At 66.4% G+C, this 17,233-nt stretch carries 17 protein-coding genes; 14 read left to right on the top strand and 3 right to left on the bottom strand.

The window, feature by feature from the left end; all coding sequences use genetic code 11:
• Positions 1–132: 132 nt before the first annotated feature.
• The gene (hmgA, locus tag BM075_RS14235) at positions 133–1,434 is read right to left on the bottom strand and encodes a homogentisate 1,2-dioxygenase (protein ID WP_245758857.1); all 1,302 of its coding nucleotides are present in this window, start codon (positions 1,432–1,434) and stop codon (positions 133–135) included.
• Between the two features lie 266 nt (positions 1,435–1,700).
• On the opposite strand from hmgA, the gene BM075_RS14230 reads away from it, so the two are divergent.
• From BM075_RS14230 to BM075_RS14200, 7 genes are all read left to right on the top strand, one after another.
• Positions 1,701–2,744 (top strand): ADP-ribosylglycohydrolase family protein, encoded by a 1,044-nt coding sequence (locus BM075_RS14230; RefSeq protein ID WP_093361359.1) that lies wholly within the window; start codon positions 1,701–1,703, stop codon positions 2,742–2,744.
• A complete protein-coding gene (locus tag BM075_RS14225; RefSeq protein WP_093361358.1) occupies positions 2,741–3,661 on the top strand; it encodes a PfkB family carbohydrate kinase in 921 nt (306 codons plus the stop codon). The genes BM075_RS14230 and BM075_RS14225 overlap by 4 nt, the downstream gene beginning before the upstream one ends.
• A gap of 34 nt (positions 3,662–3,695) precedes the next feature.
• Complete coding sequence (locus tag BM075_RS14220) at positions 3,696–4,727, top strand: ABC transporter substrate-binding protein (RefSeq protein WP_093361357.1); 1,032 nt, start codon at positions 3,696–3,698, stop codon at positions 4,725–4,727.
• 10 nt (positions 4,728–4,737) lie between these two features.
• Positions 4,738–5,601, top strand: coding sequence for an ABC transporter permease (locus BM075_RS14215; protein ID WP_093361356.1), 864 nt, complete (start codon positions 4,738–4,740; stop codon positions 5,599–5,601).
• Entirely contained in the window at positions 5,598–6,377 is a 780-nt protein-coding gene (locus BM075_RS14210; protein ID WP_093361355.1) for an ABC transporter permease, read from the top strand. The genes BM075_RS14215 and BM075_RS14210 overlap by 4 nt, the downstream gene beginning before the upstream one ends.
• A complete protein-coding gene (locus tag BM075_RS14205) occupies positions 6,377–7,408 on the top strand; it encodes an ABC transporter ATP-binding protein (protein WP_093361354.1) in 1,032 nt (343 codons plus the stop codon). Before BM075_RS14210 ends, BM075_RS14205 begins: the two co-directional genes overlap by 1 nt.
• Before the next feature lie 164 nt (positions 7,409–7,572).
• Complete coding sequence (locus tag BM075_RS14200; protein WP_245758856.1) at positions 7,573–8,334, top strand: ion channel; 762 nt, start codon at positions 7,573–7,575, stop codon at positions 8,332–8,334.
• Between the two features lie 33 nt (positions 8,335–8,367).
• On the opposite strand, the gene BM075_RS14195 is transcribed toward BM075_RS14200, so the two are convergent.
• Both BM075_RS14195 and BM075_RS14190 read right to left on the bottom strand, forming a co-directional pair.
• Complete coding sequence (locus tag BM075_RS14195) at positions 8,368–8,562, bottom strand: hypothetical protein (RefSeq protein ID WP_093361352.1); 195 nt, start codon at positions 8,560–8,562, stop codon at positions 8,368–8,370.
• Positions 8,563–8,741: 179 nt separating this feature from the next.
• The gene (locus BM075_RS14190) at positions 8,742–9,290 is read right to left on the bottom strand and encodes a cytochrome b (RefSeq protein WP_093361351.1); all 549 of its coding nucleotides are present in this window, start codon (positions 9,288–9,290) and stop codon (positions 8,742–8,744) included.
• A 180-nt stretch (positions 9,291–9,470) separates the two neighbouring features.
• Between BM075_RS14190 and BM075_RS14185 the strand changes: the two genes are divergently transcribed.
• From BM075_RS14185 to BM075_RS14155, 7 genes are read left to right on the top strand one after another with little or no spacing between them, the layout of a single operon-like run.
• On the top strand, positions 9,471–10,139 hold the full coding sequence (locus BM075_RS14185; RefSeq protein WP_177208357.1) for a CDP-alcohol phosphatidyltransferase family protein: 669 nt from the start codon (positions 9,471–9,473) through the stop codon (positions 10,137–10,139).
• 14 nt (positions 10,140–10,153) lie between these two features.
• Complete coding sequence (locus tag BM075_RS14180; RefSeq protein ID WP_245758854.1) at positions 10,154–11,773, top strand: sulfatase-like hydrolase/transferase; 1,620 nt, start codon at positions 10,154–10,156, stop codon at positions 11,771–11,773.
• 2 nt (positions 11,774–11,775) lie between these two features.
• Positions 11,776–12,741 (top strand): lysylphosphatidylglycerol synthase transmembrane domain-containing protein, encoded by a 966-nt coding sequence (locus tag BM075_RS14175; RefSeq protein WP_093361348.1) that lies wholly within the window; start codon positions 11,776–11,778, stop codon positions 12,739–12,741.
• 54 nt (positions 12,742–12,795) lie between these two features.
• Positions 12,796–13,794: an ABC transporter substrate-binding protein gene (locus tag BM075_RS14170; RefSeq protein WP_093361347.1), complete on the top strand. Its 999-nt coding sequence runs from the start codon at positions 12,796–12,798 to the stop codon at positions 13,792–13,794.
• Positions 13,784–14,587, top strand: coding sequence for an ABC transporter ATP-binding protein (locus BM075_RS14165; protein ID WP_093361346.1), 804 nt, complete (start codon positions 13,784–13,786; stop codon positions 14,585–14,587). The genes BM075_RS14170 and BM075_RS14165 overlap by 11 nt, the downstream gene beginning before the upstream one ends.
• Positions 14,584–16,176, top strand: coding sequence for an ABC transporter permease (locus tag BM075_RS14160; RefSeq protein ID WP_093361345.1), 1,593 nt, complete (start codon positions 14,584–14,586; stop codon positions 16,174–16,176). The genes BM075_RS14165 and BM075_RS14160 overlap by 4 nt, the downstream gene beginning before the upstream one ends.
• On the top strand, positions 16,173–17,231 hold the full coding sequence (locus tag BM075_RS14155) for a glycosyltransferase family 4 protein (protein ID WP_177208356.1): 1,059 nt from the start codon (positions 16,173–16,175) through the stop codon (positions 17,229–17,231). The genes BM075_RS14160 and BM075_RS14155 overlap by 4 nt, the downstream gene beginning before the upstream one ends.
• Positions 17,232–17,233 lie beyond the last annotated feature (2 nt).

Below are 17,233 nucleotides of genomic sequence, written 5' to 3'. Positions count from 1 at the left end.
TGCTCTCGAGATAGGGCGCCGAAATAGGGAGCGCGCTGCTCACGCGACCCGGTTGCACACTCCCCGTCGCGCGCGACGGCGCTTAAGCCGCTCGGGCCGGACGCGTCCACAGACGCGTCGGCCCAAATTGAATCAGTCGGTCCAGTTCCCCTCGGGCGTGCCGTCGAACCTCTTCTTCAGGCTGTCCCAGCAGTCGATGTAATCGTCCTGCAGCGGTGCCTCCGTGGCGGCGAAGGGCGTCAGGTGCTGCGGGAAGCGGGTTTCGAACATAAAGGACATGGTATTGTCGAGCTTGTTCGGTTGCAGATCCGCGAAGGTCGCCTTCTCGAAGGCTTCGTTGTCCGGCCCGTGGGGGAGCATCATGTTGTGCAGCGACACGCCACCGGGAACGAATCCCTGTGGCTTGGCGTCATACTCGCCATAGATGTTGCCCATCAACTCGGACATGACGTTCTTGTGGTACCACGGCGGGCGGAAGGTGTCCTCCATCACCATCCAGCGCTCGCGGAACAGCACGAAGTCGATGTTCGCGGTGCCGGGCACGCTGGAGGGCGCGGTCAGGACGGTGAAGATCGACGGGTCCGGGTGATCGAACAGGATCGCGCCGATTGGGCAGTAGGTGCTCAGGTCGTATTTCACTGGGGCGTAGTTGCCGTGCCAGGCGACCACGTCGAGCGGGCTGTGGTCGATGGTCGTCTCGTGAAACTGGCCCTGCCACTTGATGATGACGCGACTTTCCACGTCGCGGTCCTCAAAGGCGGCGACCGGTGTCTTGAAGTCGCGCCGGTTGGCCATGCAGTTGGCCCCGATCGGCCCGCGACCGGGCAGTTCGAACTTCTGCCCATAGTTTTCGCAGACGAAGCCCCGCGCCGGCCCGTCGATCAGTTCGACCCGGTAGACCAGTCCACGCGGCAGGATGGCGATCTCCTTCGGCTCCAGGTCGATCACGCCGAGCTCCGTGCAGAACCTCAGCCGGCCTTCCTGCGGCACGACCAGAAGCTCGCTGTCGGCGGAAAAGAAATATGTATCCTCCATCGAGGCCGTGACGAGGTAGATGTGCGCGGCCATTCCGGCCTGCGTGTGCACGTCGCCCGCCGTGGTCATGGTGCGCATGCCCGTCACCCAGCTGAGTTCCGTGTCGCCGTGGGGCACCGGGTCCCAGCGGTACTGGCCGAGGGAGATCACGTCGGGGTCGACGCAGGGGGCGGATTTCCAATAAGGCACGTCGATCTTGTGGAACCGGCCGACGTGCTTGACCGACGGTCGGATGCGGTAGCACCAGGTGCGCTCGTTCTGGTGGCTGGGCGCGGTGAACGCGGTACCCGTAAGCTGCTCACCATAAAGCCCGTAGGCGCACTTCTGGGGCGAATTCATCCCCTGCGGTAGCGCGCCCGGCAGGGCTTCGGTCTCGAAGTCGTTGCCGAAGCCGGGCATGTAGCCGGGTTCGGTGCCCACGGGCGTCCCGGCACTGGTTAGGCTGGAGAATTTCGGCTGTTCGTTCACATCTGCCTCCCTGGATTCTGGGCCATGTTAGCACGCGCTTCCGGCAATGGCAGAGTGGTGTCGGCGGGAGCGGCGTTTCCCTTGCTTGGGGACGGCGCAAAACGCTCTGGCCATGGATCGTCTTTGGGGAAACGCATTGACAGTCCGGACAAACCCGCGTTCGATGCCACGGCTTTCCGCTGCTGGGAATATCGCGCATGACGAAGAGCTTAGAGGGCGACCTTGCGCCGGGAGCCCCGCACGCGGTCGACCGCGCCCGAGGCGCGCTGCAGGGGCTGGCCCTCGGTGATGCGCTTGGAATGCCGTCCCAGACCCTGACCCGGCAGGAGATCCTCGACCGCTATGGCGTGATCGTGGATTTCGTGGCGCCGTTCGACGATCATCCTGTTTCCCATGGGCTTGCCGCCGCGCAAGTGACGGACGACACGGAACAGGCGCTGCTGCTGGCCAACCGGCTGATCGCCTCGCCCGAGCGGTTCGACGCGGACGCCTGGGCGCGTGACCTGCTGGCCTGGGAGGCGGACGTTCGGGAACGTGGCCTGCGGGACCTGCTGGGGCCATCGACCAAGGCGGCGCTCACGTCGCTGCTTGCGGGCACGCCCGCGTCCGAGACCGGGCGGAAGGGGACGACGAACGGCGCGGCGATGCGGATTGCCCCCGTTGGCATCGCGACCCCGTGCGACGAGCTTTCGGCGCTCGTTGCGCGCGTGGCGGAGACTTGCCAGGTTACCCACAACACCGGGGAGGCCATAGCGGGGGCAGCGGCTGTCGCCGCAATGGTGAGTGCGGGCGTGGACGGGTCGGACTGGCGCGGGGCGATACCGCAGGCGATGCAGGCTGCACGGCTGGGGCAGGCGGAAGGTGCACGCGAGGGCGTGCGGGATATGGCAGACCGGATCGAGGCGGCGCTGAAAATCGGCGCGGGCGATCCCGGGACGATTGCCGACCGGATCGGGACATCCGTTGCGAGCTACGAGTCCGTTCCGGCGGCGTTCGCCGTGGTGGCCGCGGCAGATGGGGACGCATGGCGCGCCGGTTGCCTCGCGGCCAATCTGGGGGACGACACAGATACCATCGGCGCCATCGCCGGGGCGATTTGCGGCGCCTGTTCCGGCGCGGCGGCTATGCCGGCGGACAAGGTGGCCCGCCTTCGCGCTGCAAACACCCTTGGTCTCGACGGGTCCGCCGAGGGATTGCTGGCGCTCCGAACTCGCTCGGCGCAGCACGGTTCGGCAGAGTGAGCGCGCTCCTCCAAATGACGGGTCCTGTGGTGGACCTGCTTTACGACGTCGCCGCCGTTCCACGTTCGGGAGAGGAAGCGGTGGTCACCGGCTTCGCCATGGCCCCCGGGGGCGGCTACAACGCCATGGTTGCCGCGCGGCGGGCCGGAATGGCGGCGATTTGCGGCGGCAGTATCGGGACGGGACCATTCTCGGAGCTTGTGCTAGCCGGGATGGCGGCCGAGTGCATCGCCGTGGCCCGACCACGCGATCCGGGGCGCGACACCGGCTGCTGTACGGTCATGATCGAGCCGTCGGGTGAGCGCACGTTCGTCGCCGCCGAGGGGGCGGAGGGTCATCTGACCTTGGCGGATCTGCTGGCCATGGACCTTTCCGGCGTCAGCTATGTCATGGTCTCAGGTTACACTCTGCTCTATCGCGGGGCGGGGGCGGCGCTGGTGCGCTGGATAGAGACCTCCCCCAATCTCCCACCCCTGCTGTTGGACCCGTGCCCGCTGGTGGCGGAAATCCCGACAGGCATTCTGAACCCAGTCTTGAGCCGTGCGGCTTGGATCAGTGCCAACGCGCGGGAGGCGACCCACCTGACCGGAGAGGCGGACCCCGAGGCGGCCGTGGCAGTGCTTGCCGAAGGCCGCGAAGGAGCTGTCCTGCGGGCCGGGGCGGTGGGGTGTTGGCTGGCCACGGGCGGCGCGGTCACCCACGTAGAGCCATACCCGGTCGCGCCGGTGGACACGAACGGCGCCGGGGACGCACATATCGGCAGCTTTCTCGCCCGGCTGGACGCAACGGGCGACGCGCTTGCCGCTGCCCGCTACGCGAACATCGCCGCAGCACTTTCTACCACGGCCAAGGGACCGGCGACCGCTCCGGAGCAAAACCGCGTCCTTTCATTGCTGTCTTCCGTCGAAACCGGTTAGACATTTCTCCATATCCCACGAGGAGGACACCAGAATGACCAAACGACTTCTGCTCACCTCGCTGCTTGCCCTGACGGCTGGCGGCGCGATGGCCGACGAGATCCGCGTCCTGAACTGGCAGGGCTACGGCACCGATCTGGACTGGGCGACTGAAGCGTTCACAGAAGCGACGGGCCACAGCGTCGTGCACGAATACTTCACCTCCGAACAGGAGATGTTGACGAAACTCCGCACGAATCCAGGTGCTTACGACGTTGTTCTCATCAACGCCGCCTTCACCCGCCAGGCCAAGGACGAGGGGTTGATCGGACCAATCGATACCTCCGGCATGAAGAACTTCGACACGGTGTCGGAGAGCTTCAAGGAGGGCGAACTGGTGATCGACGGCGATGTCTATGGCGTGCCGTGGACTTGGGGCCTGACATCTTTTGCAATCAATACGAATGCCTTCGAGGATGCTCCTGACACGATTCAGGTGTTCTGGGACCCTGCCCACGAGGGCCGCGTGTCGATCCGCGACGACGCGCTTGAGGCGGTGCAGTTCGGCGCTCTCGCCACTGGACAGGATGTCAACGAAATTACCGACCTCGACGTGGTGGAGGCCAAGCTGGCCGAGCTGATGCCGCAGATCCGGACGTTCTGGAGTTCGGAGAACGACTGGAACCAGTTCATGGCAGCAGGCGAATTGGACGTGGCCACCTATTGGTCCGGCTCCGCTGCGCGGTCCGCCGACATGGGGCTGCCGGTGCAGTTCGTCGTGCCGAAGGAAGGAGCGGTCGCGTGGCTCGACGGGCTGTCGGTGCCCGACAGCTCCACCAAAAAGGAGGCCGCCGTTGCCTTTATCGACTGGATGATCGACCCGGAGTTCTACGTGAAATGGGACGCGGAAGGCGCCCCGGCCTCCGCTAACGCCGCCGCCGCCGAAGCGCTGCCGGACGATTCCTTCAACAAGCAGGTTCTAGGCGATCCCGAGGTCGTCATGCGGATACAGTTCCAGGACCCGGTGGACGATGCCACGCGGGAAAAATACCTGGCGCTCTGGCAGGGTCTGAAGGCGCGCCAGTAAGGCCGCGGGCATGGCCGGGACGTTGAATGCGGGCGAGGGCCGCAGGGCGGCGGGGCTTCTCGCTCCAGCCTACCTGTGGCTGACGCTCGCGGTGTTCATGCCGCTCTCGGCCATGCTCTTTTTCAGCTTCCTTACCGCGCCGCCGTTCGGGAACGAGCCAGTTGCGGCGACACTTGCAAACTACTTTGCCTTTTTTGAAACAGGTACTTACGGGCGTCTCTTGTGGAAGTCCGTGAAGTTGGGCTTGTGGGTCACGGGGCTGTGCATCCTCATCGGCTACCCCTGCGCGCTGGTCCTGGCGAAGCAGATCCGGGGTCGTGCGCGGGAAGCGTTGTTCCTGCTCGTCATCCTGCCGTTCTGGTCGAACTCGCTGGTGCGGATATTCTCCTGGGCCATCGTGCTGCGCGGCAATGGTGTCCTGGAGCGGGCTCTGGACCTCGTATGGCCCGGCGACGTGCGGCTGGGGCTGATGTTCACGCCGGCGGCGGTGGTGATCGGGCTGGTGCACTCCTATCTCCCGTACGTCATCCTCACCAGCTACCTGGCGTTGCAGGCCATCGACGACGATATCATCGCGGCTGCGCGCTCCCTCGGGGCAGGGCGGCTGACCATCTTGCGCCGCCTCGTTCTGCCCTTGTCGCTGTCGGGCTTGCTGGCAGGGGCGGTGCTGATCTTCGTCCCCGTCGTCGGTTCCTTCATGGAGCCCCGCATTCTCGGCGGCCGGTTCGGGACCTATTACGGCACGGTTGTCGAGGATCAGTTTGTGGCCGTCTTCAACTGGCCCCTCGGCGCGGCGTTGTCATTTATCCTGCTCGCGGTCGTCCTGCTGATCCTCGCCCTGTCCAGCCCGATCCTGCGAAAGGGGCTGCAATGAGTGGGCTTCGGATTGCCGGATACGCCTGGCTCGCGTTGGTATTGGTGTTCCTCTACGCGCCGATCTTCGTCATGGCGGCGATGAGCTTCAACGCCTCGCCGTTTTACCAGCTCCCGTTCGAGGCGTCCTTCCGCTGGTACGAGGATCTTGCCGCCAACACTGCAATACGCGCCGCCGCGACCCGCTCGGTGCTGATCGCGCTCGCCGCCATGACCATTGCCACCGTGCTCGGCACGGCTGCGGCGCTGGCGCTTTTCCGTTATGACTTTCGGGGCAAGCGGGTGTTGCAGGTGCTGCTCTTCCCGCCCATCGCGATCCCCTGGCTCATCACCGGCACGGCGATGCTGATCTTCTTCTTTGCCATCGGGCTTGGGCGCGGCACGCCGGCGGTGCTGATCGGGCATGTCGCGCTCGCGCTGCCCTATGTCATTGTCGTCGTGAATGCCCGCCTCGCCAGTTTCGACCGAACACTGGAGGAGGCCGCGCGCGCGCTCGGCGCCGGCCCGTGGACGGTGACGCGGCGCGTGACGCTGCCCTGGATCGCACCGGGTGTGGTGGCCGGTGCGCTCTTTGCTTTCGCGGTCAGCTTCGATCAGTTCGTTGTGTCCTACTTCCTCGCCAAACCGGGCGACGCGACGTTGCCCGTGCTGATTTACACCGCGATCCGCAAGGGCTTCACGCCCGAAATCAACGCCGTCTCCACCCTCATCATCGGCGCCTCCATGGCGCTGATGCTGGTGGTGGCGCGGTTCTTCAGCTTCGGGGGGCATCGCTGATGGCCGAGGTGTCGGTGCGGGGCGTGACCATGCGCTTCGGCGAGCTCAAGGCTCTGGACGACGTGACACTGGATTTCGTGGATGGCGGCTTTTTCGCCCTTCTGGGTCCGTCCGGGAGCGGCAAGACCACGCTGTTGCGAGTGATCGCGGGATTCCTGTTTCCCGACGAAGGCGAGGTTCGGATAGCGGGTCAGCCGGTGGAGCGGGTGCCGGTAGAGAAGCGCGAGATCGGGATGATGTTTCAGAATTACGCGCTCTTTCCGAACCTCACCGTGGCGGAGAACGTGGGCTTCGGCCTTCGCGTGCGCCATGTGGACCGCGCCGAGGAACGGCGGCGGGTGGGCGAGGTGTTGGAACTCGTGCAGCTGGAAGGCCTCGGCCGGAGACGGCCGAAGGAATTGTCGGGTGGGCAGCGCCAGCGGGTGGCCCTGGCGCGGGCCATCGTCACCAATCCCAAGGTGCTGTTGCTGGACGAGCCGCTCTCCGCGCTGGACAAGGCGCTCCGCGTGGACATGCAGATCGAGCTGAAGCGCATCCAGCGGGAGGTGGGCATCACCACGATCTTCGTGACGCACGATCAGGAGGAGGCGCTGACGCTGGCCGACCGCATCGGCATTTTGCGCGATGGGCGTCTGGTACAGGCCGGGCCACCGCGGGAGGTTTATAACGCGCCAGTGGACAGTTTCGCCGCGCGGTTTCTGGGGGAGGCCAACCTGCTTCCCTCGCCGCTGCCCGACACGTTTGCCGAGGGCGCGCGCCTCGCCCTGCCTGAGGGGGCTGCAGCCTATGCCGTGCGTCCCGAAGCGCTCACCCTGACGCCGACGCCGCCGGAGGATGACGTCAACGCCCTGCCGGGACGGCTGGTCCAGCGGGTCTTCGCGGGGTCGATGGCGACATGCGTGGTCGATATCGGCGGCGGGGGGACCTGGAAGGTCATCGACCGCGATCCCGATTTGCCACAGCTTCCGGAGGGGGCCGCAGTGTGGCTGAGCTGGGACGCGGAGGACACGATCCCGATCGGGGCGGCTTGAGGGGTGCGTTCGCCGCCCTACCTGATCCGGAAAATAGCAGCGCTTGACCTTTCAGGGGTGCCGGGGTTTGCTGCGATATGAAGGGCTTGGCGCCCAATCCCGGGCCCGTGTGCCGGCGACGTACGTCTGCCGCGGCCCGTGTCCGGCCCGAGAAGGGGAAGCCCGTGTTCGACCGCATCAGATCGCTTTACGAGGGCGACACTCCGGCGGCGCATCAGTTTCGCTATGCTCTGTTAGCGTTTGATATCGTTACCATTCTTTTCGTCATCGTCACGTCTTTTTTCCCGCGAAACCGTGGGGTGGAGACGGCAGATGCGGTCTTCGGCATTCTGATCCTGATCGACTTCGTGATCCGCGTCTGGCTGCAAGCGGAACGCGGGCGGTTTCTGTTGCGCTTGTCCACCTGGGCCGACATTGCGTCGATCCTGTCCTTCCTTGCCCCCATTGCCGGGGAGGGTGTGGGTTTCCTGCGGATCGTGCGGACGCTGCGATTGCTGCACACCTACCAGCTGCTGGTAAGGCTACGGCAGGATTTCAGCTTCTTCCGGAAGCACGAGGACATCATCCTCGCCTCGATCAATCTGGGCGTGTTCCTGTTCGTGATGACGGGGCTGATCTATGCCTCGCAGGTCAACATAAACCCGGATATCGGCAACTACCTGGATGCACTCTACTTCACGGTAACGACGCTGACGACGACCGGCTTTGGCGACATCATCCTGGAGGGGACGTGGGGCCGGCTGCTTGCCGTCGCGGTGATGATCTTCGGCGTCACGCTGTTTTTGCGGCTGCTTCAGGTGCTGTTCCGCCCGCCGAAGGTGCGGCATGAATGCGAGGTCTGCGGCCTCGTTCTGCACGACCCGGATGCCGTGCACTGCAAGCACTGCGGCACGGTCATTCACATCCCCACGGAAGGGAATTTGTAGGCGAAAGTGCAGGGCGCCCGTCGGGGTGCCGGCTCAGACCTCTTCGCCCTGCTTCAACCTCAGTTGGGAGTCGATCTTGGGTGCCCGGGTGCACCACATGCCGTCGCGCGGCTCCCATACGGCATCTCGGACTTCGGAACGCACGATAATCCGAGACTCCGACGACTCGACGATGTCCGGCGGCAGCAGGCTCAGGAAGAGAAACAAGGCTTCGGTGGTCAGGCACATGGTGCGCTCCTTCTTGCGAAGCGGGACCTCCTTGCCATCAGGGTGCCGGAAGGGAAACTGGCTTGCCAGACCAGGACCGCTGCGCTGCGGCGTTTGGGGCAAGGCCGGCGATGGGCGCCCGTGCAGTGGGCGAGGATGTTTGCGAATGCTACGAAATGGAGCATTGCCAGCGAGCGGCCTCAGCGCTCGAACGGTGGCCACATCCGGGAAAACACGCCATCCTTGCGGATGAAGGCGTGTTGTAGCGCCGCCCCGATGTGGACGAGCAGCACCGCTATGAGGAGGAAAGCGGCCGCCTGATGCAGCCCTTGGGCAAAGCCGGCGAGGGCTTTTGAGTGCGGCAGCAGCGTGCCGATGCCAAGCGCGTCGAGCCCCTCGATAGGATAACGCTCGGCTCGGACCCGCACGTACCCAGAAATTGGCATCACGAAGAGCAGGACGTAGAGCGCGCCGTGCGAAAGGCCGGCCGCGCGGCGCTGCCAGTCTGGGACGGTCGCGGGCAAGGGCGGGGGCGGCTTTGCTCGGCGGTAAAGCAGGCGCGCCACCATCAGGAGCAAGACAATGACGCCGGTATTCTTGTGGAACAGAAAGAGCGTGTCCTGCAGCGGCCGGCTGATCCCTTCCTGAATCATCGTGATCCCGGCCGGGATCATCAGCAGAACAAGTACGGCGATGATCCAGTGCATCACCCGGGCGGTCGTGGAATATCCCTGCCGTTGTTCTATCATCCGACGCTGCTTCCCGCTGGACGGCCGCTCAAGGATCGGCTGTCATGGTGTTGAATATGATCCGAATGCAGGATCTGAAACGAACTATAACACGACATGGCATTTGTTCACCAAGGCATACCACCGGAGGTAGGGCGCGTCAGAGAACGTCCGCCCAAGCCGAACCCGCGTCGCGGCTTGATGGCTGCCGGTGGCGCCGCCCTTGTGATGGCGGCGGCGGTGCACTTAGTCGCCTTCGCGGATGTCCCTGTGCCGCTGTGGACTCTCGCGCTCGCCGTTCTCGTGACAGGCTATTGGGTTCTGGACCGACATTTGGCGGCGCATTTCCCGCATGACCGGTTCGGCGCCTGCAACACGGCGACCCTGTTTCGCGGGGCGCTCGCAGCGGTTCTGTTGACACCGGCGGCCGCCGGGAGTGCCGCCGGTTGGACCGTGTTTGCTCTTGCGGCTGTTGCGCTGTCGCTTGACGCCGTGGACGGCTGGTTGGCGCGGCGCACCGGGCTGACCTCCCGCTATGGCGCGCGGTTCGACATGGAGGCGGATTCACTGCTCGCCCTCGCGCTGGCGATGAATGCCTTGGCGAACGGCATGCCGTGGCCTCTGGCCGTCGTCCTCGGCTGCACCCGTTATGTCTTCGTGGCGGCCATTTCGGTCTACCCTTGGCTGGGGCGCCCCTTGCCGGAACGGTTCAGCCGCAAGGCCGTCTGCGTTCTCCAGATCAGCGTGCTGGTCGCCTTTTTGGCGCCGCCGCTGACCGGGCCGGCGTTCACGTGGCTCGCGGTCTTCGCCTCCGTCGCGGTCCTCGGCTCCTTCGCGCGTGACATCATATGGCTCCGGGCGCGCCGGTGACGAGGAGCCGGCCGGTGGTGGCGTGGCTCCGTGCCGGTCTGGCGGTGCTTGTGCTGCACCTGCTGCTCGTCCAGCCGGCCCATCCGTCCGGTTTCGACTTCCGCGCGCTCTGGCGCGTCCCGCTGGAACTGCCGGCGATCCTTTTGGCTCTGGTTGCCTCAGTAAACAGCGCGGTGGGCCGCATGGTCCGTGCCGGAACGGTCCTAGCGATCACGGGGATTTTTATTCTCCGGACTGCAGATGCCGCCGCATATGCGGCGCTCGGCCGAAGTTTCAATCCAGTGGCCGACCTCACCTTGGTCGATGCAGGGGTGCGGCTGATCGCGGGCTCCTTCGGCATGGTCGCGGCGCTCGGCGCGGTGGTTTGCGCTCTGCTTATCATCGTGGGCGTGGCGGCTGCCGTCTGGTGGGCAACCGGCGTGTGGTCGCGACTCCGGCTGCCCGCGCCAACCCGCTGGGCAGCTGCCGCGGGCTGTGTGTCGGCGATTGTGGTAAGCTCTGCAGATGCGGGCCTGCTGTCGCCGCGCTGGAACGGCAGGCAGGTTCCGGGAGATGCATTCGCCCTCCGCTTCGCTGCCGCAAAGGCGGAACAGGCACAGGAGACGGCTATGGGATTGCGCGACTTCGCCAAGGCCGCCCGCGAGGACACCTTCGCCAGCGTCCCCCGTCTTCTCGACGCCATCGACCGCGATTTTCTGTTGATCTTCGTCGAGAGTTACGGCCGTGCCAGCCTAGACGTGCCGTTCTATGCCGAGCGTCACAAGGCAACACTCGAAGCCGCCGATGCGCGCCTGTCAGGGCTGGGGCTGGCCATGCGATCCGCCTTTCTGGAGGCGCCCACGACCGGCGGGCAAAGCTGGCTGTCGCATGCGACCTTTGCGAACGGCCTGTGGATCGACGATCAGGCGCTTTACCTCGCGGCGTTGTCGAGCGGGCGGGACACGCTGTTTCATATCGCGGAGCGGAACGGGTTCCACACGGCGGTCGTGGCCCCCGCGATCACGATGGCGTGGCCGGAGGCCGAGCAGATGGGGTTCGAGACCATCCTAGCGGCAAAGGATCTCGGGTATCGCGGCAAGCCGTTCAATTGGGTGACCATGCCCGATCAGTTCACTTTGGCCGCGGCTGACAGGCTCCTGATGTCGGGAAACAGCGATTCTCGGCCGATTTTTGCCGAAGTTTCCCTCATCTCGTCCCACGCACCCTGGGTGCCGGTGCCGGAGCTGGTCGCGTGGGAGGAACTCGGCGATGGGCGGGTCTTTGACGCCGTTGCTACGTCGGGCGACCCGCCGGACGTCGTATGGCGCGACAAGGAAAGGGTGAGGATTCAATACCGTAAGGCATTGGATTACGCGCTGAACGCGGTCTTCGACTATGCGGCGCGGCGGGCGGACGATCCGCCCTTGATGGTCATCCTCGGGGATCACCAAACGGCGGGCTGGATCGGGATGGACGAGCGCCCGCACGTCCCCGTTCACCTCGTTGGTCCCCCCGCATTGGTGGATCGGGCAGAGGATTGGGGCTGGAATGCAGGTCTTGTCCCGGCGCCCACGCCGGTGATACCGATGGCGCGCATGCGCGACATGATCCTTCGCGCCTACAGTACGGCGCCCGAAGTCCGGGCCGGAGGATGAGAATGAACCGACTTCCGACCCTGAAACGGGTCCTCTCTGTTGGACAGCTCCTGATCGCGCCCATCCTTGTGGTGCTGGTCTGGCGGGCGGTCGACGGCCGTGCGGCGCTGCGCCTGATCGCTTCGGCGGATGGCGGCTGGCTGCTTGCGGCCGTGGCGGCCCTCACCGTGCAGACGTGGCTTTCGGCCCAGCGGTGGCGGTTCACGGCGACCCGGCTGGGGCAGGTCCTTCCGTTCCGCAGGGCAGTTGGCGAGTACTACCTCGCGCAGTTCCTGAACCAGACTCTGCCCGGCGGCATGGGCGGAGACGCCAGCCGCGCCTACCGGGCACGGCAGAGCGGCGGGCTGCTCACCTCCAGTCAGGCGGTGATCTTCGAGCGGGTGGCCGGGCAGGCGATGCTGGTTATCGCCATGGTCGTTGGCTTGGGGTGGGTGGCGATCACTCACCACGGGGCAATTCTGCCAACATGGACGCTCGGCCTCGTCGCCGTAACCGGAGCGGTGGCTGCAGTGGTTTGCGTCGCCCTGAGGCTCGCACCGGCGCTTCCTGGCCGATTGGGACGGGCAGGCGCCAACCTGCATCGCGCTTTGGGGCAGGCCTTCGGTGGGCGCCACGCGGTGACGGCACAACTCCTGCTGAGCATTGGCACGACTGCCTGCAACCTGCTGGCCTTTGCCTTTTGCGCGCGCGCAACCGGCACCGCGTTGGCGCCGTCTGCGGTCATGGCGCTCGTGCCCCTGATCCTGCTTGCCATGCTGATCCCCGCCTCCGTCAGCGGCTGGGGCTTTCGCGAAGGCGCGGCTGCGGCGCTGTTCCCGCTTGCCGGCGCCAGTGCCTCCGCCGGGCTCGCCGCGAGCGTTGCCTTTGGGCTGGTGTTTCTGGCGAGCGTGCTGCCCGGCGCGCTGATCCTTTACGGTGGCCGCACTCCGCTGCCCGTCGGCATTCCTGAGGGTCGAGGGCGCCTCTGAGCTTGCCGCGCCTCCCACAACCGCTAAGCTCTTAGTGTGACCAAAGGAGGTAGCATGACCAGACCCCTGATTTCGCGCCGCGCCGTTCTCGCCTCGGGTACCGCCGGCCTGGCGGCAGCGGGCCTGGGCCTGCGCGCGCCCCGCGCCTTTGCGCAGTCACCCGTCAGCCTGCAACTGTCGTGGCTCCATTCCGTCCAGTTCGCCGGCAGCTACATCGCCCTGCAGCGCGGCTGGTGGAAAGAAGCCGGCCTCGACGTGTCGCTCCTCCAGGGCGGGCCGAACGCGCCCGTGGAGCCGCCGGTGGTCTCCGGCGCGGCGCTGGTCGGCATTTCCGCGGCGGATTATACCGCTGCTGCCGTCGAACAGGGCGCGCCGTTCAAGATCATCGCGGTGGCCATGCAAAAGAACCCGTTCGTCATCGCGTCATTGCCGGACAATCCGGTGAAGGTGCCCGCCGATCTGGAGGGCAAGAAGATCGGCATGGCACTCGCCAATACGCCGGTTTTGCAGGCGCTTTGTACGTTGAACGACGTTGATATCGACAAGATCGAGGTGGTGCCCACGCAATACTCGGCACAGCCGCTGACCTCCGGAGAGGTCGACTGCCTGTTGTGCTGGGAGACGGACTTGCCCGTGGCGATGGCCATTCAGGGCATCGAAAGCGTGACAATGCTGATGGCCGATCATGGCTACGCCGTGCATTCGCAGACCTACATCGCGACTGAGGACAGCCTTGCCAACCGCCGCGGCGAGCTGGTGGCGCTGCTGTCGGGGGAGGTGCGTGGCTGGGAAGCCTATCGCGAGGACACCGACGCAGCCGCGGCCCTGACGGTCGAGATGTTCCCCGACGCGGGACTGGACCTGGAGACCCAGAAGCTGCAGGCGGAGCGACAGGTGCCGCTGATGTTCTCTGAACTGACCGATACCCACGGCTTTGGCTGGTGGACCGACGAGGCCGTGGCGGAGAATATCGCAACCCTTGCCCTGCTGGGGCGCACGGTCACGCCGGACCTGTGGGACCGCTCCATTCTAGAAGAGGTCCATGGGAGCTGACGCCGAGATACCGACGTCGCCCGGCATCGTCTGCCGTGGCGTAAGCAAGGTGTTCCCCGGCGGTGTGGAGGTTCTCCGGCCACTCGACGTGACCTTGGAGGGCGGTCAGACGACCGCGCTTGTCGGCCCGTCCGGCTGCGGGAAGTCAACGCTGCTTCGCCTGATCGCGGGGCTTGAGGCACCGACCGCTGGCGAAATCCTTATCGGCGGCGCGCCACCCTCTGTCATCCTTCGGGAAGCTGCCCTTGCAGTGGCGTTTCAGGACCCGTCGCTGCTTCCTTGGCGGACGGTTCGCGGCAATATCGAACTTGCGCTCAAGCTCGCCCGCAAGCCGCCCGACCCGCGCAAGGTGGATGACCTGATCCGCCTTGTAGGGCTGGAAGGCTTTGCAGACACCCGCCCGGCGGCGCTTTCCGGCGGGATGCGCCAGCGGGTGGCAATCGCACGCTCCATGGTAACGGAGCCGCGCCTGCTGCTGCTTGACGAGCCGTTCGGGGCCGTCGACGAGCTAACCCGCCGGCAACTGGCCGAGGATCTGCCGCGCATATGGGAGCCGCGTCGCACCACCACGGTGCTCGTGACCCACTCGGTTAGCGAGGCCGTGATGCTGTCCGACCGCATTCTCGTGCTGTCGCCTCGACCGGCCAAGATCGTGGAGGACATCCCGGTCGATCTGCCGCGCCCGCGGCCCGCTGGCATTGATAGCACGCCGGCCTTCCGCGCGGCGGTGCAGGAGGTGTCGGCCGGGCTCGCCAGGGGGATGGCTTCGACGACGCCCCTCGCCGCGCAATGAGCGCCGCTGCAGACCATGGCGTAGCCCCCACAACCGCGCGCCGGTTCACGGGCCTGCTCGGCGTAGTGTCGCTTGTTGTCGGATGGGAACTTGCGGCGCGCGCGCTGGAAGGGGCATTCATCCTCGCCGCCCCTTCGGACGTTGCGGTCTGGATCGTGCAGAACGCCGGCCTTCTCGGGCGGGCGTTCCGGGTGACCTTGGGCAATGCCGCGGCCGGGTTCGTGGCCGGCAATCTGGCGGCGGTTATGCTGGCGGCGCTCGCGCTGGCCTGGCCACGGGGTGAGCGTGTCATCGCGGGCCTTGCGTTGCTCATCTTTTGCCTGCCGCTGGTGGCGACGGGGCCGATCTTGCGGGTGCTTTACGGTCCCGGACCGGGCCCCCAAATCACCCTCGCGGCGTTGGCCGTCTACTACACCACCTTTGTGCCGTTGCTGGTGGGCCTGCGCGCCGCGCCATCGAGTTGGTTCGACCTCGTGCGGAGCTACGGCCGGGGCGCGATGGCGGAGCTTGTCCACATCCGCGCCGCCGCCGCGTTGCCGTATCTGTTCGCCGGGCTCCAGATCGCGGCGCCGGCGGCGTTTCTGGGGGCCATGGTGGGCGAGTTCACCGGCGCAGAGCGAGGTATGGGCGTGCTGACGATCCGCGCCACGCGGGCACTGGACGTGGACGCAATCTGGGCGCTTGCCACGGTCGCTGCGGCGGCATCCATGGCCGTCTACGCCGCGGTCGGAGTGATTGCCCGCGCCGTGCTGACGGAGCCGCCACCGGTCATTCTGTCACCACCTCCCATGCCGCGGACGGGCGGCGCTCGGGGCAGGGCCATCGTGCTGACGACCGCCGCAGTCCTTGGGTTCGCGCTGCTGCTGTGGTGGGGGGCGATGGAGCTGTTCGACCTCAACCGCTTCTTCGCCAAGCGGCCTGACGATGTCTGGGCGGCGCTCGTTACCGCCCCTGACGCGGCCGAAACCCGCGCAACGCTGGCGCAGGCTTTGCGGGAGACGTCGGTCTACTTGCTGCCCGGCTTTGCGGCTGGTCTGGCGCTCGGCACGGGAATGGCCGTCGCCCTGACGCTGCTGCCCGCGATCGGCGCAGGGGCAACTGCCGTGGCGGTGGCGCTGCGGTCTGTTCCCATCGTCACCACGGCGCCGCTCGTCGTGCTGCTGCTGGGGCGGGGTGCGGTCGGGACCATCGTGCTGGTGGCCGTCATGGTCTTTTTCCCGACCTTCGTTGCCTGCCTGCACGGGCTGCGGCAGGCGCCGGGGCAGGTGATCGACGTGCTCGACAGCTACGCCGCCGGACCAATCGCGCGGCTCTGGCACGTGCAGCTGCCGGCGATGCTGCCAGCGTTCTTCGCCGCCGCCCGCATGAGTGTACCGGCCTCGGTTCTGGCGGTCACGGTGGTCGAGTGGCTTGCCACGGGGCGCGGCATCGGCAGCCTGATGGCGCTCTCCGCCTCGCTTTCGGACTACGACATGCTGTGGAGTTCGGTGGTGATCGTGGCGCTTTTGTCCGTGGCGGGCTACGCGGGGGTCGGGGCCGTCGAACGGCGGGTCCTGTCGGTCTATGCCGCCGAGCAGATGACCCGATGACCGTGCCCGCCGCGTTCGCGATTCCGGGCGACATCGAAACGCTCACGGGCGGGTTCATCTACGAAAGGCGCTTGCTGGAGGGCCTGCGCGCCGCCGGACACGGCGTGCAGCACATCCGCCTGGCGGAGACGTTTCCCGCCCCCTCCGACGAGGATATGGCCGCCGCCATAGCTGCGCTCGAAGACGTAGAGCCGACGCGCCCGCTGATCGTGGACGGGCTCGTCTTTGGCGCCATCGATACGGCGGGCTTGTCGCGCGTCCGGGCGCCCATCGTCGCAATGATCCACCACCCGCTCGCCCTCGAAAGCGGGCTCGACGAGGCCAGCCGGATCCACCTGTTCCGGACCGAGCGGGACAACCTGACCCTCGCCGCCCATGTCTTCGTTCCGAGCCCCCACACCCGGCGTGTGCTGGTCGAGCAGTACGACGCGAAGTCGGAGCGCATCACGGTCATCCGGCCCGGGGTCGAGCCGCCCTCGGGCCCACCGCGACCCGCAGAGCCGCCTCTGATCCTGTCCGTGGGCATCCTGCACCCGCGGAAAGGGCACAACGTGCTGATCGATGCGCTGGACAGGATTCGACAGCTGGAGTGGCGTGCCGTCATCGTTGGGAACGCGTGGGACCCGGACTTTGCGGTGGCCTTGGAGCGCCAGATCGACCAGCTGGATCTTGGCGGCAGGGTGCGCCTGGCCGGGAAGGTTCCGGCAGAGGAGCTGCAAGACCTCTACCAAACGGCCGCTATCTTCGCGCTCGCCACGCGGTACGAAGGCTACGGGATCGTGTTCGACGAGGCTCTCAGCCATGGATTGCCCATCGTGTCCTGCCGCACGGGGGCGGTGCCGGACACGGTTCCTTCTTCGTCCGGCATGCTGGTGCCCGCAGACGATCCGGACGCCTTCGCCGCCGCTCTCGCCCGCCTTCTCCAGGACCGAGACTTGCGCGCGACCCTTGCCGAAGCCGCGTTGAGGGCAGGGGCCGATGCGCCGAGCTGGGCGGACCAGGCGCGGCTGGCGGGGGCGGTGCTCGATACGCTGGCGGCGGAGCGTTTGGGGTAGGC

Source organism: Tropicimonas isoalkanivorans, from assembly GCF_900112335.1.
Classification (GTDB): Bacteria; Pseudomonadota; Alphaproteobacteria; order Rhodobacterales; family Rhodobacteraceae; genus Tropicimonas; species Tropicimonas isoalkanivorans.
This window is presented reverse-complemented; position numbering and strand designations above follow the sequence as displayed.

Excerpts from the sequence above, each read along its gene's own strand:
- BM075_RS14165 (WP_093361346.1), top strand. The coding sequence starts at position 13,784 with ATGGGAGCTGACGCCGAGATACCGACGTCGCCCGGCATCGTCTGCCGT.
- BM075_RS14220 (WP_093361357.1), top strand. The coding sequence starts at position 3,696 with ATGACCAAACGACTTCTGCTCACCTCGCTGCTTGCCCTGACGGCTGGC.
- BM075_RS14230 (WP_093361359.1), top strand. The coding sequence starts at position 1,701 with ATGACGAAGAGCTTAGAGGGCGACCTTGCGCCGGGAGCCCCGCACGCG.
- BM075_RS14175 (WP_093361348.1), top strand. The coding sequence starts at position 11,776 with ATGAACCGACTTCCGACCCTGAAACGGGTCCTCTCTGTTGGACAGCTC.
- BM075_RS14215 (WP_093361356.1), top strand. The coding sequence starts at position 4,738 with ATGGCCGGGACGTTGAATGCGGGCGAGGGCCGCAGGGCGGCGGGGCTT.
- BM075_RS14205 (WP_093361354.1), top strand. The coding sequence starts at position 6,377 with ATGGCCGAGGTGTCGGTGCGGGGCGTGACCATGCGCTTCGGCGAGCTC.
- BM075_RS14170 (WP_093361347.1), top strand. The coding sequence starts at position 12,796 with ATGACCAGACCCCTGATTTCGCGCCGCGCCGTTCTCGCCTCGGGTACC.
- BM075_RS14155 (WP_177208356.1), top strand. The coding sequence starts at position 16,173 with ATGACCGTGCCCGCCGCGTTCGCGATTCCGGGCGACATCGAAACGCTC.
- BM075_RS14160 (WP_093361345.1), top strand. The coding sequence starts at position 14,584 with ATGAGCGCCGCTGCAGACCATGGCGTAGCCCCCACAACCGCGCGCCGG.
- BM075_RS14210 (WP_093361355.1), top strand. The coding sequence starts at position 5,598 with ATGAGTGGGCTTCGGATTGCCGGATACGCCTGGCTCGCGTTGGTATTG.
- BM075_RS14190 (WP_093361351.1), bottom strand. The coding sequence starts at position 9,290 with ATGATAGAACAACGGCAGGGATATTCCACGACCGCCCGGGTGATGCAC.
- BM075_RS14195 (WP_093361352.1), bottom strand. The coding sequence starts at position 8,562 with ATGTGCCTGACCACCGAAGCCTTGTTTCTCTTCCTGAGCCTGCTGCCG.
- BM075_RS14185 (WP_177208357.1), top strand. The coding sequence starts at position 9,471 with ATGGCTGCCGGTGGCGCCGCCCTTGTGATGGCGGCGGCGGTGCACTTA.
- hmgA (WP_245758857.1), bottom strand. The coding sequence starts at position 1,434 with ATGCCCGGCTTCGGCAACGACTTCGAGACCGAAGCCCTGCCGGGCGCG.